The 15515-nt window shown below is 52.6% G+C and carries 14 protein-coding genes and 1 tRNA gene; 8 read left to right on the forward strand and 7 right to left on the reverse strand.

Translation table 11 applies throughout. The features are described 5' to 3' along the window. Positions 1 to 95: 95 nt before the first annotated feature. Complete coding sequence (locus tag HCZ99_RS02880) at positions 96 to 713, reverse strand: TetR/AcrR family transcriptional regulator (protein WP_167445341.1); 618 nt, start codon at positions 711 to 713, stop codon at positions 96 to 98. Positions 714 to 1030: 317 nt separating this feature from the next. After that, positions 1031 to 5866 (reverse strand): NAD-glutamate dehydrogenase, encoded by a 4836-nt coding sequence (locus tag HCZ99_RS02885; RefSeq protein ID WP_167445342.1) that lies wholly within the window; start codon positions 5864 to 5866, stop codon positions 1031 to 1033. Between the two features lie 370 nt (positions 5867 to 6236). Between HCZ99_RS02885 and fabI the strand changes: the two genes are divergently transcribed. Continuing rightward, complete coding sequence (gene fabI / locus HCZ99_RS02890; protein ID WP_167445343.1) at positions 6237 to 6995, forward strand: enoyl-ACP reductase FabI; 759 nt, start codon at positions 6237 to 6239, stop codon at positions 6993 to 6995. Between the two features lie 77 nt (positions 6996 to 7072). On the opposite strand, the gene HCZ99_RS20630 is transcribed toward fabI, so the two are convergent. From HCZ99_RS20630 to HCZ99_RS02900, 3 genes are all read right to left on the reverse strand, one after another. Further along, positions 7073 to 7483 carry a DUF488 domain-containing protein gene (locus HCZ99_RS20630; protein ID WP_254869405.1) on the reverse strand — a complete coding sequence of 137 codons (411 nt, stop codon included), beginning with the start codon at positions 7481 to 7483 and terminating at the stop codon, positions 7073 to 7075. Further along, positions 7458 to 7718: a DUF488 family protein gene (locus tag HCZ99_RS20635; protein WP_254869406.1), complete on the reverse strand. Its 261-nt coding sequence runs from the start codon at positions 7716 to 7718 to the stop codon at positions 7458 to 7460. The genes HCZ99_RS20630 and HCZ99_RS20635 overlap by 26 nt, the downstream gene beginning before the upstream one ends. 87 nt (positions 7719 to 7805) lie before the next feature. Continuing rightward, a tRNA-Gly gene (locus tag HCZ99_RS02900) sits at positions 7806 to 7880 on the reverse strand. Positions 7881 to 8098: 218 nt separating this feature from the next. On the opposite strand from HCZ99_RS02900, the gene HCZ99_RS02905 reads away from it, so the two are divergent. From HCZ99_RS02905 to HCZ99_RS02925, 5 genes are all read left to right on the forward strand, one after another. Next, complete coding sequence (locus HCZ99_RS02905) at positions 8099 to 8608, forward strand: prolyl-tRNA synthetase associated domain-containing protein (RefSeq protein ID WP_167445344.1); 510 nt, start codon at positions 8099 to 8101, stop codon at positions 8606 to 8608. A 133-nt stretch (positions 8609 to 8741) separates the two neighbouring features. After that, positions 8742 to 9662 carry a thioredoxin gene (gene trxA / locus HCZ99_RS02910; protein WP_167445345.1) on the forward strand — a complete coding sequence of 307 codons (921 nt, stop codon included), beginning with the start codon at positions 8742 to 8744 and terminating at the stop codon, positions 9660 to 9662. Next, complete coding sequence (locus HCZ99_RS02915; protein WP_167445346.1) at positions 9659 to 10348, forward strand: LON peptidase substrate-binding domain-containing protein; 690 nt, start codon at positions 9659 to 9661, stop codon at positions 10346 to 10348. The genes trxA and HCZ99_RS02915 overlap by 4 nt, the downstream gene beginning before the upstream one ends. Positions 10349 to 10395: 47 nt before the next feature. After that, the gene (locus HCZ99_RS02920; protein ID WP_167445347.1) at positions 10396 to 10584 is read left to right on the forward strand and encodes a Trm112 family protein; all 189 of its coding nucleotides are present in this window, start codon (positions 10396 to 10398) and stop codon (positions 10582 to 10584) included. Between the two features lie 15 nt (positions 10585 to 10599). Further along, complete coding sequence (locus HCZ99_RS02925; RefSeq protein ID WP_167445348.1) at positions 10600 to 10989, forward strand: gamma-butyrobetaine hydroxylase-like domain-containing protein; 390 nt, start codon at positions 10600 to 10602, stop codon at positions 10987 to 10989. 122 nt (positions 10990 to 11111) lie between these two features. On the opposite strand, the gene HCZ99_RS02930 is transcribed toward HCZ99_RS02925, so the two are convergent. Together HCZ99_RS02930 and ubiH are read right to left on the reverse strand one after the other, a co-directional pair. Then, the gene (locus HCZ99_RS02930) at positions 11112 to 11780 is read right to left on the reverse strand and encodes an OmpW/AlkL family protein (protein WP_167445349.1); all 669 of its coding nucleotides are present in this window, start codon (positions 11778 to 11780) and stop codon (positions 11112 to 11114) included. A 222-nt stretch (positions 11781 to 12002) separates the two neighbouring features. Then, positions 12003 to 13226 carry a 2-octaprenyl-6-methoxyphenyl hydroxylase gene (gene ubiH / locus HCZ99_RS02935; protein ID WP_167445350.1) on the reverse strand — a complete coding sequence of 408 codons (1224 nt, stop codon included), beginning with the start codon at positions 13224 to 13226 and terminating at the stop codon, positions 12003 to 12005. Positions 13227 to 13802: 576 nt separating this feature from the next. Here ubiH and HCZ99_RS02940 point away from each other — a divergent pair. Together HCZ99_RS02940 and amt are read left to right on the forward strand one after the other, a co-directional pair. Next, on the forward strand, positions 13803 to 14141 hold the full coding sequence (locus HCZ99_RS02940; RefSeq protein ID WP_007088725.1) for a P-II family nitrogen regulator: 339 nt from the start codon (positions 13803 to 13805) through the stop codon (positions 14139 to 14141). Between the two features lie 23 nt (positions 14142 to 14164). After that, positions 14165 to 15493: an ammonium transporter gene (gene amt / locus HCZ99_RS02945; RefSeq protein WP_167445351.1), complete on the forward strand. Its 1329-nt coding sequence runs from the start codon at positions 14165 to 14167 to the stop codon at positions 15491 to 15493. Positions 15494 to 15515: the final 22 nt, after the last annotated feature.

Below are 15515 nucleotides of genomic sequence, written 5' to 3' on the forward strand. Positions count from 1 at the left end.
GATCGGTATGTGCGCAAGGGGAAGAAGGCAAAAAAGTGGATTAATTTAAAATTATTTTAAGTTCAGAATGGAGTTTCCACGCCCGAGAAAGGGGCTTAATCCTTGGAATCACAACGCAAATCAAGAATTCGGCAAATGCCTTCGCGTAGATCAGACCGAACAGTATCAATATCATTGAAAACCCGGCCATATGCCAGCAGTCCGTGGACATATTGGAAAATCATGCGCGCCAGTGTGGTGACTTCACCATCCTTGCCCAGCAGGCCTTCGCCCTTTAGGCCGCGCACCATGGATGCCAGATATTTGATCTGTTCTTCGGCCAGTTCGCGTGAACAATTCTGGATTTCGATATCTTCGGGGCCAACCTGGCCACCGGCAGTAAAGATCGGACAGACACAGACTTCGTTTTCGCCCGGAACGGCGTACTTTTCCTGTTTGTCGCAGACCAGTTCGATATAGCCGTAAAGCTGATCCGTCGGTGACATTTCGGGCGAGAAGATTGCACGCAACTCATCCTTGCCCTTTTCCCAATGATGGCGGGCAGCCGCAGCAAACAAGGCCGACTTGCTATCGAAGTGGTGATAGAACGCCCCCTTGGTGACACCTGCATGTTTGCAGACATCGCTGACACCAATATCGTGATAACTGCTTGTCGCCAGTAACTCCATGGCGGTTTCAAGCAAATTCATCCGGGTATCTGAAGCGTTCCTCATAGCATTGACCTATTTTTTTTCTTACTGGCAGTAGATATACGAACCGGTCGGTATTTAGCAATGGAACGACCGGGTTACATTGTCATTTCATGATATAAATATGGCAGTAGGGTGACAGTAAAACCCGCGAATTCAACACCTTAAATCAAGACCTGCCCAAAGAACATATCTGCCATCACAGCGGTATTTTTTCCGCGTTTTTCCGCTGGCTTACACGATTACACATCAAATACCGCCCATCGCGCAAAAAGAAAGGAGGGCGCGAAGCGAATCGCGCCCTCCTCACAGTCATCTAAATATCCGAGACAAACCGACGATTAAGCGCCGGTCAGTGCACGGATCTGGCGGTTGGCAACCGTGATCATTGAAAGATCAATCTGACCTGCGGCGCGCAGTTCGTTGATCAGTTCATCACAGCGCGCACAGCCGCGTTGATGGTCTTCGACCCACTTATCGACAAGTGCCGCCCCAGAGGAGCCCTTTTTGCCCGACGACAGGACCGTACGGGTCAATTCACGTTGATGACCGTAAAGATCGTCGATCACCGCCGCCCGGGCGAGTTTCTGCCAATGGGTTTCAGCTTCGATCGAGTCGGCTGCGGCACGCATCAAACCAAGCTGGAACCGCGCCCCCACCGCAAAGTAGGTCGCCCCAACTTCGATGACGTCACGCCCCGTGGCATCGGCGATACGTACCACATCACAAATGGCAACCATTTGCGCCATGGATGCAACGCGACGGGCCAAATCTTCGGGGACACCTTGGGCGACCAAAGATTGCGTCTTTTCGTTCAGCGTCTTTCTGAAAGCAGCATCGGCTGGAACGATATCATCAAAGGCCGCAATGACCTTGGACACCGCAGGACGGAACAGTTCGATCTTGGCCCCGACATTAAGATCCTCGCAATTGCGCAAGAACCATTGGGTGACTTCGTTGACCATACGGTTGATGTCACGGAACATCCCGATCTGAAGCTTGGCCAAAACCACGTTATCCAGGGCCTCGATCCCGGCCCAGATATCGCGCAGACCAAACACCGCACGGGTGATCAGATAACCACGTGAGACGTCAACGGCGGAAAGCCCGGTGGCCTCCATCATGTCATGGACAAAGGTGCCCCCGACCCGGTTGACCAGACTGTTGGTCGCAACCGTTGCAATGATTTCACGTTTCAGGCGGTGCTCGGAAATCGCATCGGCGTATTTCTTGCGCACCGGTGTCGGGAAATACCGCACCAGTTCCTCGACCAAGATCGGATCATCTGGCAAATCAGAATCAAGCACCTCGTCATACAGCCAAAGTTTCGCATATGGCATCAAAACCGACACTTCGGGGCGGGTCAGCCCTTCTTGATTGGCGGCACGACGTGCGAGTTCTTCGTCATCAGGAAGATATTCGATTTCGCGGTTCAGGCGTCCTTCGCGTTCCAACATGCGGATCAGGCGGACCTGCGCATCAAGAACTTCGGAGCTGACCGCGTGGGTGTTTGAGATCGCCTGACTTTGCAGATAGTTATCACGCAGAACAAGTTCACCGACCTCTTCGGTCATCTCGACCAGAAGCTTATTGCGCTGCTTTTCGGTCATATCGCCAGCGGCAACAACTTCGCCGACCAGGATCTTGATATTAACCTCGTGGTCGGAGCAATTCACACCCGCCGCGTTATCGATGGCGTCTGTATTCAAACGGCCACCTGCTTGGGCATACTCGATCCGGCCACGCTGAGTGGCACCAAGGTTGGCCCCTTCGCCAACGACCTTGGCCCGGATTTCACGGCCATTGATGCGAATGGCATCATTGGCACGGTCCCCAGCATCGGCATTGGTTTCGGCGTGCGATTTGATATAGGTCCCGATGCCGCCAAACCAAAGAAGTTCGACGTCAGATTTCAGGATGGCCTTCATCATATCCGCCGGGGTGACCTTGCCTTGGTCAAGGCCCAGCAATTTGCGGACTTCTGGCGATGGATCAAGGGTTTTGGCCTTACGATCAAAGATATCCCCGCCTTTGGACAGGACCTTTTTATCGTAATCGCCCCAGCCCGAACGCGGAAGATTGAACAAGCGTTGGCGTTCGGCAAAGCTTTTTGCTATATCCGGATCCGGATCGACAAAGATATGCATGTGGTTAAAGGCGGCTGTCAGTTTGATTTTTTCTGACAGCAACATGCCATTGCCAAACACGTCGCCCGACATGTCGCCGACACCGGCCACGGTGAACGGGGTTTTCTGAATGTCTTTGCCCATTTCGCGGAAGTGACGTTTGACAGATTCCCACGCACCGCGTGCGGTAATGCCCATTTTCTTATGGTCATACCCCTGCGAGCCACCCGATGCGAACGCATCATCCAGCCAGAAGCCATAATCACGCGCCACACCATTGGCGATATCAGAAAACGTTGCGGTGCCCTTATCGGCGGCGACAACCAAATACGGGTCATCTTCGTCCAAACGACGCACACGTTCGGGCGCAACGATATCCCCACCAACGATATTGTCGGTGATATCGAGCATCCCGCTCATGAGGATTTTGTAGCAAGCAATGCCTTCTTCGAGGAAGGCTTCACGCGTGCCATCGACAGGTGGGCGTTTGACAACAAAGCCACCCTTGGAGCCAACCGGCACGATGACGGCGTTTTTGACCATCTGGGCCTTAACCAAGCCGAGGATTTCGGTACGGAAATCTTCCTGGCGGTCGGACCAGCGGATACCACCACGGGCCACCGGACCACCACGCAGATGGACGGCCTCGACCCGTGGGGAATAGACAAATATTTCGCGCCACGGACGGGGCAGTGGCAAATCTTCGATCATGCCGGAATTGAATTTGACCGACAAATACGGCTTGGGATTTCCATCCGTACCGTATTGGAAGAAGTTGGTGCGAAGGGTTGCCTGAACCAGATTAAGGAAGGCGCGCAAAATGCGGTCTTCATCCGGGTTCATCACATCTTCAAGGCGGCTGACGATATCGCCTTCGATTGCCTCGGCCTCGGCGACCAGCCCCGGATCGCGATCCGGGTCAAAGCGGGCCATAAACAGGCTGACGATTGCCGATGCCAGTGCCGGGTTATTGGCAAGGGTCTTGGCCATATAATCCTGCGAGAAGGCAGAGCCCATCTGACGCATATAGCGGGAATAAGCGCGCAGGATGACGACTTCGCGCCAATGCAGTCCGCCGAGCAGAACAAGACGGTTAAATCCGTCATTTTCCACTTCGCCATGCCACATACGGACAAACAGTTCCTGGAACTTGTCACGCACATCATGCAGGCGGAATTCACCGTCAACGACCACACCGAAATCGTGGATGCGAACGTTTTGCTCCGCATCGCGCGGCTCCACCGTGAACGGGTTCTCGGTGATGACCTTAAGGCCCATATTTTCAAGCATCGGCAACACATCGGACAGCGGCACAGGCGCGCCCGGATTGTAAATTTTAAACCGAAGCTCGTTCTCGGCGGCTTCAATCGGGCGATAAAGGTTTACCCGAAGATCGCTGGCGTTCATGACCTCCTCAATGCGTTCAACATCAAGGGCGGCACTTTCGACGCTAAAGCGTTCGCTATACTCGGTCGAGAAGCTTTCGCCGTATTTACGATACATTGCCAAGCCACGTTCTTCGCCCTTTTCACGGACAAGAACCTGACGCAGGGTGTCGGACCAATCGCGTGCGGTTTCAACCAACTGACGTTCGATTTCGGCAACGTCATATTCCGGCAATTCACCCGGCGTGGTTTTGACCAGCAAATGCAAACGCGCAAGCGGACTATCGCCAATCAGGGTGTAATGGGCGCTGACTTTGCCTTCAAACGCATCTTCGATGACCTTTTGGAATCGGATCCGCAGTTTGGTCGAGAAACGGTCGCGCGGACAGAACAACTGACAGGAAACGAACCGTTCAAACGCATCACGGCGCACAAACAGCGCGATCCGTTGGCGTTCCTGCAGGTGCAAGATGCCCATGCAGGTATGATACAGGTCATCAAGTTCGACCTGGAACAGCTCGTCACGCGGATAGGTTTCAAGAATATTGACCAGCGCCTTGGCATCATGGCCAGCTGGCGGGAAGCCGGCACGGGCAATCGTTTCATCCAGTTTTTTGCGCAAAAGCGGGATCAAACGCGGGCTGAGGTTATAAGCAACCGAGGTAAACAGACCAACAAACAGGTGCTGGCCGATGACCTTGCCCTTTTTATCGAACTGCTTAACGACAATCGTATCAAGATGGACCGAGCGATGAACGGTCGATTGCTTGTTGGCTTTGGTCACCATCAAAAGACTTGGTTTGGTGACGAAATCCTTTACCTCGTCCGACAGGTTGCCGATTTGACGCAGTTCGTCAAAAATATGCGTACCTTCGCGGGCCAGAATACCCAGCTGATTATGGACACTGACATCCCCACCGGCCTTTTTGGCGTCATCGGCAAATTTGTATTCGCGGTAGCCCAAGAAGGTGAAGTGATCATTATGCAGCCAGCCAAGGAAATCCTCTGCTTCGCGGCGATCATCGGCGGCAATGGTTTTTGGCGCTGTTTTGATTTCTTCAAGAACGTCGGTGACTTTGCCAAGCATCTGCTTCCAGTCACGCACCGCAAGCCCGACATCGGTCAAAACATCATCAAGACGTGCACGGACTTTGGCCAGAACGGCCTCGTCAGTTTGCTCGTCAATCTCAAGATGCATGACCGATTCACGCGGTGCTTCGGATTCCTCGACCGACGTCACCGCCAGAAGTTCGCCCTTGTCATCGCGTTCGATCCGCATGATCGGGTGAATGACCAAATGCACTGTCAGATCAAGGTCATGCAGCGCAGATGTGACCGAGTCGACCAAGAACGGCATGTCGGTATTAATCATCTCGATCACGGTGTGATCGGATTTCCAGCCGTGCTCTTCAAGGTCGGGGTTATAAACCCTGATCTTGGCTTCCTCGACCGAGGGGCGCTTTTGCGCGAATTTATAAAGCGTCAACGCCGCGCCATAAAGCGAGTCGACGGATCGACCTGCCATGTCGTCGGGCGGAACATCCTTATAAAAAAGGCGAACGAACGCTTCTGCATCCTTCGCCATTTTGCCTTTTAAGCGTTGTTGGATTTGTTCGACAACTTTGTCGATGACTTCCCGTTTCGGGTCGTCTTTACGGGCTTTCATGTCCAATTTCCCTTTTTCCCGATCCTGTTTACCAAGACCGAAACACTGACCTTTTGCGGCCAGCATCACACACCACGGATGTCATATTTATTTGGGAAGGAAATCGGCGGTTTCCAACGTAAAAATTCTTGGAACTCCGAAGATTTCCTTCTGACCTACACATAGCGGATCATCTGCCTAAAAACTATGCTTGTGCTCAAAAAAAAATCGCTTCTCCAATAGGGTAGCCTCCCAGAGTTGAATATCAACATACGCGCGATGTCATAGAACTTTAGACTTTTCGCACTGCAAAATCAGACTAGACTACAGATACCGTGTCGCGGGGTTGGTATCCTCGCAGGTGCACAACGAAAAACCGGAGTATCTCGGTATGCTTAAGGGCAAAAAGGGTCTGATCGTCGGCGTTGCCAATGAAATGTCCATCGCGTGGGGTTGCGGCCGCGTTTTTAAGCGCGAAGGCGCTGACCTTGCGGTGACATATCAAAATGCCAAGGCCGAGAAATATGTTCGCCCCTTGGCCGAAGAGCTGCAATCGCCGATTATTTGCCCCCTTGATGTTTGTGACACCCAGCAAATGGACATATTGTTCGCAAATATCGAGAAACAATGGGGAAAGCTTGATTTTGTGCTTCATTCCATCGCATTTGCCCCCGCCGAGGACCTGCATGGGCGGGTGACGGACTGTTCGCGCGACGGTTTTTTGATGGCGATGGATATCTCCTGCCATTCGTTTCAACGCCTTGCCAAGCGCGCAGAACCCTTGATGAAGGACGGCGGTGCGCTTTTGACCGTGACCTATATGGGGTCCGAACGGGTGATTGATCATTACGGGGTGATGGGGCCGGTCAAAGCCGCCCTTGAAAGCGCAACCCGCTATATGGCGGCTGAACTTGGCCCGAAAAACATCCGGTGCCATGCGATTTCACCGGGCCCGTTATTGACCCGTGCTGCATCGGGCATTGCCGAGTTTGATACGCTAATGGATCAGGCGACCCAGCGATCACCCGGCCATCGGCTGGTGACCATTGAGGAAATTGGTGAATTGGCCGCATTCCTTGCCAGCGATCGGGCACGATCCCTCACCGGCGACGTCGTTCATATTGATGGCGGATATAACATTATGGGGTAGCGGCGCTTTTATGCGCCGACGGCCAACAACAAAACGAAATCGCGCTTCCTAAGAAGATCGACGCTTGATGGCGCTTTCTAAGATCGACGCTTTATCGCGTCTTGAGCCATCGGCGCGACCCGCTTGACCTGTTGACGCCATGCCAGCTTGGTCTGGGCATCTGGATCGGCATCCGTTGCGGCAAACAGATCTGGCACATCGCCACCATTTTGGGTGATCATGCGTTGTTCCGTCTGTGATTGGTGTTCGACCTGCCCGGCAACCAAATGGCAAAGATCAAAACCAGCCGCCTTAAGCGGTGGGGCGATCAGCAAGGTTCGATGGCAATCAAGCGGATCCTTTTCCGCACACATCAAGCAAATGCGATATTTTTCCGCCCCTTTGACAAGCCGTGCAATGCCGTCTTGAAATTCTGGCAACTGCGCCATCAAATCATAGCTTAGCTGCCCGTCAGGATACAGCTCAGGCCGCTGAGGCTTTCCACCCATCATATCCCCCCATAAAAACATAGGCAATGCCCTGCGCACGTAAAAACGGCCCGAAACTATCGGCGTCAAATGCCGTCCAGTAGCTTGATCGCTTAAAGGTGCGAATATCGGCGACTGCGGTGATGCCGTGGGTGCGTAACAGCGCAAGCAAACTGTCGCGGTCATGCCCAGCATAGCCGACAGTAAAGATGGTTTTCGAATGCGGATCGGGAGTTTTGGCAGATGTATCGTGCATGAAGCCCAGCACACGACAAAACGACGTTTGGCGCAAGATACAAAAGCAAAAGGCCGCCCCGAAGGACGGCCTTTGAAACTTTCATCATGGAGCGGGCGAAGAGATTCGAACTCTCGACCCTAACCTTGGCAAGGTTATGCTCTACCCCTGAGCTACGCCCGCATTCATCAGTGTTTTCCTGCCCCTGTGGAGCGGCGCGGATAATAGCCCAACAAAGAGCGATTGCAACCCTTTTTTCCATCAAAGTGTAACATCGCCAATTTTGGCGGTTTTCCTTGACTTTTCTGGGTCGAATTGCCGAAATCTGAGCGCCGGTCGCAAATTTGCGTCCGGTTTTGAACTTGGTTATCTTCTGGCAACACAGCCACAAGGAAAACAACATGAGCGATCCATCAACCCTGCTTTTCGAACATCTGGAAAAATTGGGAATTAAAACCACAACGCAGACCCATGCGCCGCTGTTCACGGTTGAGGATTCGCAGAACCTTCGGGGTGATCTGCCGGGCCTGCATTCCAAAAATCTGTTTGTGAAAGATAAAAAAGGCGCATTGTGGCTTGTCGTCGCCGAGGAAAACACGCAAATCCGTATGAACCACCTGCATAAAAGCCTTGGCTGTGCGCGTCTTTCGTTTGGCAAACCCGACCTTTTGATCGAGACACTTGGCGTCAAACCGGGGTCGGTTACGCCCTTTGCCCTGATCAATGATCAGGACCGCGTCGTTAATCTTGCCTTGGATGCCAAACTTGCCAATGGTGAAAAACTAAACTTTCACCCCTTGCGGAATGACCAAACCACAACAATTCAGGCAAAGGATCTGTTGCGGTTCATTACGTCGCTGGGCTATGAGGCAAAAATTATTAATTTCGAAGATGAATTGGATGCCACCTAACCTAGGCAAAGGTCCAAGAACCGCCTTATTCCTTTATATTGAAGTATAATGCACACCTCATATTGCCATTCCGCCTCTTGTCGTGGAGCCATGGCATCATCATCTTAAATCCAGAATTAGTGAGTTAAAGATAATGTCGATCATTCTTGACGCGAACGCGCCGGAACAGCCTTCCAATTCGACAGATGGCCTGATCAAGGACAGCTCTGTTGAAACTTTCGTCGAGGACGTCATTGAGCCGTCGATGGAAGTGCCGGTTGTGGTTGATTTCTGGGCGCCATGGTGCGGCCCCTGCAAAAGCCTGACGCCAACCATCGAAAAAGTCACCCGCGAAGCCGGTGGCCGTGTGAAGCTTGTCAAAATCAATATCGACGAAAACCAGGAATTGGCCGCCCAGTTGCGCATTCAATCCGTCCCGACGGTTTATGCCTTTAAGGGTGGTCGCCCGGTTGATGCATTTCAGGGCGCACAGCCCGAAAGCGAAGTACGCGCCTTTTACGAAAAACTTGCCGGTGGCCCGATTGAAAGCCCGATTGAGGCGCTGTTGGAGCAAGCTGCAGCAGCCTTGGCCGAAGACGACCACGCAACCGCGCACGGTCTTTATGTCAGCGTGCTTGAACGCGAGCAGCAAAATGAAGTCGCAATTGGCGGCATGATCCGTTGCATGGTGGGCATGGGCGAACTTGAAGAAACCCGCCACTTTGTTGACAACATGGCCGATGCCGACCGCCTGAAAGCCCCGATTGCCGCAGCAATCAGCGCGCTTGAACTGGCCGAAACCGGCTATAGCCCAGAAGATTTGGAAGCCGCCCGCGCGAAAGTCGCAGCGAATCCAAGCGACCTTCAGGCGCAATTCGATTTGGGCATGGCGTGCTTTGCCACCAATAAACGCGAAGACGCGGTTAATGCGATGATTGCGATCATTCGCACGGACCGTGAATGGAACGAGGATGCCGGACGCACCCAGTTGATTAAATTCTTCGAAGCATGGGGTCCAACGGACCCGGCCAGCGTCGCCGGACGCCGGGCACTATCAACGGTATTGTTTTCATGAGCATATGCGGTCCCTTTACCCCGTCTTTTTCCGACCTTCCAGAGACGATGCCGGTATTCCCGCTGAGTGGCGCATTGTTGCTGCCACGCGGGCATTTGCCGCTGAATGTGTTTGAGCCACGTTATATCAACATGGTGACTGATGCATTGGGCAGGGACCGCATGATTGGCATGATCCAGCCAAAACCGATCAACCGCATTGAACATGTTTTGGATTACGAAAACCCACCCGTGTTCAAAACCGGATGTGCCGGGCGCATTACCGCGTTTAGCGAAACAGATGATGGGCATTTTTTAATCACATTGACCGGGGTATGCCGGTTTGATGTGGTTGAAGAATTGCCCGAAAATGACGGTGGATATCGCATTGTCCGCGGTGACTTTGGCCCGTGGAAAAGCGATCTTGATGCGCCGATTGATAAGATGCCGGTCAATCGTGATCGTCTGCGCACCGCCCTTGAAGCGTATTTTGCCCAGCATTCGCTTCGGTCTTGCTGGGATACGCTTGCCGATGGGGATGATGAAATGCTGATCACGACCATTTCGATGGGCTGTCAGCTAAGCCCGCTTGAAAAACAGGCTTTGCTCGAATGCACAACCCTGTATGATCGCGGCGATATGCTGACAACGTTGCTTGAGATGGCCGCGCACGCCAACCCAAAAAACGCACACAGCAACGCAAACTAAACCCGATATTTGCGCCCGATAGCGCCACCAAACCGAAGGCCGATATAATGAACGCGACCCATAGCCCGGTAGACCCAAAGCTTCTTGAAATTCTTGTTTGCCCGGTGACCAAGCAGGCGCTTGAATATGATCGCGATAATAACGAGCTGATCAGCAGCAAGGCTGGTTTGGCCTATCCGATCCGTGATGGCATTCCAATCATGCTGCCCGACGAAGCCCGCGCAATCGACGATTAAGGCACCTTAACCCGCATGACCAAAGACGGTTTCACGCCTGATTTCACACCTGTGGAAATCAACTATCTCAGTGATGAACACATTCTTGAGATTGTCTGGGATGATGATGTGACATCCCGGTTCAGTGCGGAGCTATTGCGGGTTGAAAGCCCCTCGGCCGAGGTTCAGGGACACCATCCATCGGAAAAGAAAATCATCCCCGGGCGGCGTCACGTCGGGATTATTGATATCCTGCCGGTTGGCAATTATGCGATCCGGATCAGCTTTGACGACCTGCATGACAGCGGCCTGTTTAGCTGGCAGTACCTTCGCGAATTGCATGACACACAAGATACGCTTTGGGCGGATTACCTAAGCGCGCTTGAAAAACGCGGCCTGTCACGCGACCCGCGCAAACCTTCCTAACGCCCCTCCTCCCTGCCTACCGCCCCCAGAACAGGACAATCCATATACAAAAACGGCCCCATCAAAAGACAGGGCCGCTTTCGGGTTCGACAATTTATATCGAGGTATTTGGTCGGCAGCGCTTAGAAGCGGTAACCAACACCAACACCGAAGATCCACGGATCGAGATCAACATCAACTTTGGCCGGCGATGCGCCGCCAAGGTCTGCGGTTACGTCGGTGTCGAGGAAGACTTTTTTCACGTCAAAGTTCAGCGACCATGGGCCAGAAATGGCATAGTCAAAGCCGGCCTGGAAGGCATAACCGAAGCCATCATCGTACTTGATGGAGTTCGCTGCACCAGATTTTTCATTGTAGAACATGGTGTAGTTGATACCTGCACCAACATATGGGCTGAAACGCTGATCAGGCATGAAGTGGTACTGCAGGGTCAAGGTCGGCGGAAGAAGGTTAACCGAACCGAGGTCTACATCCGGGTTCTGCCATTTTACATCATGCTTGGTGGTCGCTGCAATGAGCTCAAAAGCAATATTGTCAGTGACAAAGTAAGAGAAATCAAGCTCAGGAACGTAATCGTTATCGACCTTGGCTTCGCCGGTTCCGATATCGTTGGTTGACGAATCTTCATTCGGAACGACGCCAATGGCACGACCACGGATCAGGAAGTCACCAGCCTGTTTGGTTTTGAAAGAAGCAACTTCGTCAGCCTGAGCAACGCCACCGGCAGCCATGGTTGCACCGAAGATTGCGGCTACAGCAGCCGACAACATCAGTTTACGGGAAAATGTCATTTTCTGTCCCCTGTCATTAAATTAACTACGGGGAACCTGTACCAAAGATCGCGCCGAAGTGTTGATGCAAATCAACAAAGCCTGATAAAAAGCGACATTCGTTTGAATGATTCTAAATGACCACGCCCCAATAATCGAATTTCGAAACCATTTTCGCCGAAATTTCAACCATAGGGCGTGATGCGCCCATTAAACCAAGGGTAGAATCGGACGCGAATCGCGTTATAGCGACTCGCCCTGCATCAATTTTGGCAGAGTCCCGGCATAGCCCATGGCATGGGACATGAAGGTTTTCTTGAGAGGTGGAATTTTCTGCACAACCGCAAGACCAATGTCACGGGCCCATTTGATCGGGGCAATATCATTGGAAAATAGACGGTTGGTCAGATCGGTAACCCCCAACATCACCGTGTTATCAAAGCGGCGCCACTGGGCATATTCGCCCAACACATCGGCACTGCCAATATCGCGACCAAGTCGGCGCGCATTGACCAGAATTTCTGCCAGCACAGCCACATCGCGAATGCCCATATTCAGGCCCTGCCCAGCAATCGGATGCATCCCGTGTGCCGCGTCGCCAATCAGTGCAATGCGGTCATCGGTGTAGTGATAGGCATGCTGAAGACCCAGCGGATAGCAAAAACGCGGGCCAACCACCTCAAGGTCGCCAAGATAGCCATCAAACCGGCGATGCAACTCATCTGTGAAGGTTTGTTCATCCAGATTGACCAAATAATTGGCCTGATCGGTGCCTTCGGTCCAAACAATGGAACACCGATCTTCGGTCATTGGCAAAATGGCAAACGGCCCAGCTGGCAGGAAATGTTCAACCGCAAGACCGTTATGGGGCTGCTTATGCTTGACCGTACAAACGACCGCACTTTGCTTATAGCTCCAGCTATAGGTTTTGATGCCCGCCCATTCGCGCAACATGGATTTGCGCCCCTCGGCACCAATGGCAAGCGGTGCACGCACGGATCGGCCATCGTCCAACGTAATCGTCATACCGCCTTGATCGCGTGCGATGTCTTCGACCCGTGCCGGGGCGAGCATTTCGACCAGATCATTTTCGGCAATTGCACGATACAAAGCACCGCGCGTAACCAGATTTTCGACGATATAGCCCAATGGTTTGTCACCAAGGTCGGCATGATCGTAATGCAAGAACAGCGGGCTTTGGCCATCCGCAATGCGGATATCAAGGATTGGTTCGGCTTCATCGGCCATGTGTTCCCACGCACCGATGACTTCAAGCACGGATTTTGATGCCGCCGCAATCGCACAGGTCCGGCCATCATAGTTGGCCGTCAGGATTGTTTTGGGATCAGCAAAGTCAATCACGACCGATTTGATGCCCCCATGCGCCAGCGCCAAAGCCATCGCCGCACCATTCAGGCCACCGCCCAAAATAATCACATCGGTCTTCATCACGTTCTGATCATGCATTGTGCAAAATCCCTATCCTGTATGGTCAGTATGGTCCGGCAAGCTCGGTCGCCTGCTTTACCGACCGTGTCTTTGTCTGGGCCGTATCTATGTTGGGCATCTGTTTACCCCGGCCTTAACGGTCCCGGCAAGCAGATGCGCGAAATTGTGATCCTGCATATGACGCCATATTCAGAACCACACCTTCTGTTCATTCACCAAAATTCAGACCCACGCATTAGACGTACGACATCCAAGCGCCATTGGGCCACTTGTTGATTTCCATTTTCAAACTTCGCCGACCTTAGTGGCGACCGTGCGGCAGTGCATTGACCTAAAACAGGTTTTTTCAGTCTTCTTTGTTGATTAAAAAATATGCACAATTTTTAAACAACCTGGGATTTTGTTCATATTTTAATCCAACACGCTGGGGCTACGGCGCGACTCCCGGTCGACAATTTTTCCATTTTTCCCTTAAAAAACAATGTCTTGCATTTATTTTTTCGAGTCTGGCACGATTCTTGGTTTGAGTGCTACGACTGCGAAATCGTGATTACCACGTTGGTACTCAACGGATATGCCGGGAGGTCGCACAATATGAAACTTGTTACCGCTGTCATCAAACCGTTCAAACTGGACGAAGTCCGCGAGGCGCTTAGCGCACTGGGCGTTCAGGGATTGACGGTCACCGAAGTTAAGGGTTTTGGCCGTCAGAAAGGTCAGACCGAAATTTATCGTGGTGCTGAATACATGGTCAGCTTCCTGCCGAAAGTGAAGCTGGAAGTCGCCATCACGGATAATCTGGTTGATCAGGTTGTCGAGGCTATCACCAAAACAGCTCAAACCGGGAAAATCGGGGACGGTAAGATTTTCGTTCTTGATGTGAGCCAAGCGGTCCGTATCCGCACAGGCGAAACCGGCGACGACGCCCTGTAAGTCCAGAGACAAGGGGAGACACAATGAACATTCCTATGAAAAAAACCGGCCTTGCCGCTCTTGCAGGCACCGCCGTTCTCGCGCTCGCTTCTCCGGCCTTTGCTCAGGACGCAGGCGTTTCGGCAGAGACCCAATACATTTTGAACAGCTTTAGCTTCCTGTTCAGTGGCGCACTGGTCATGTGGATGGCAGCTGGCTTTGCCATGCTCGAAGCTGGTCTGGTTCGCACCAAAAACGTTTCGACCATTCTTTTGAAGAATATCTCGCTCTTCGCAGTTGCTGGCATCATGTATTACCTCATCGGGTATAACCTGATGTACATGGATGTCACTGGCTGGATCGGCTCGCTCAGCCTTTGGGGTGCGGATGATGCCGCAGCTCTTGGTGGCGATTTCTCAGGGGGTTATTCCGCAACGTCTGACTGGTTCTTCCAGATGGTGTTCGTTGCAACCGCAGCTTCGATCGTTTCGGGTACTGTTGCCGAGCGCATCAAACTGTGGCCGTTCATGATCTTTGTCGTCATCCTGACCGGCGTTCTGTACCCGATTACGGGTTCATGGACCTGGGGCGGCGGCTGGTTGTCCGAAATGGGCTTCTCTGACTTTGCTGGCTCAACCATCGTTCACTCAATCGGCGGCTGGGCTGCTTTGACCGGTGCGATTATCCTTGGTGCACGTAAAGGCAAGTACGGCCAGGACGGTTCGGTTCATCCGATGCCGGGTTCGAACCTTCCGCTTGCAACGCTTGGTACCTTTATCTTGTGGCTCGGCTGGTTCGGCTTCAACGGTGGTTCCCAGCTTGCTATGGGTTCGGCTGCTGACGTGATCGCGATTGCCAACATCTATGGCAACACGTCGATGGCGGCTGCTGGTGGTGTTGTTGCTGCCATGATCCTGACCCAGATCCTTTACAAAAAGGTCGACCTGACCATGGCACTTAACGGTGCACTTGCTGGTCTGGTATCGATCACGGCTGGTCCGGACACCCCGACCATTGGTTCGGCAATCATCATCGGCGCAATCGGCGGCATTCTGGTTGTTGTTGCAGTTCCGCTGCTCGACAAACTGAAAATCGACGATGTCGTTGGCGCAGTTTCGGTTCACTTGGTTTGCGGTATCTGGGGCACGCTTGCTGTTCCATTCACCAATGAAGGTGCATCGTTTGGCGTTCAGTTGACCGGTATCGTTGCAATGGGTGCCTTCACCATCGTTACCTCTGCTATCGTCTGGTTGATCTTGAAATTCACTGTTGGCATCCGCCTCAGCGAAGAAGACGAAGCAATGGGTTCTGATGCTGCTGAGCTTGGCCTCGAAGCTTATCCGGAATTCGGTAAAGGTTCGCAGCGCTTCTAAGCGATATGATTTAGATACCGGG

This window comes from Thalassospira lucentensis, assembly GCF_011806425.1.
GTDB lineage: Bacteria > Pseudomonadota > Alphaproteobacteria > Rhodospirillales > Thalassospiraceae > Thalassospira > Thalassospira lucentensis_B.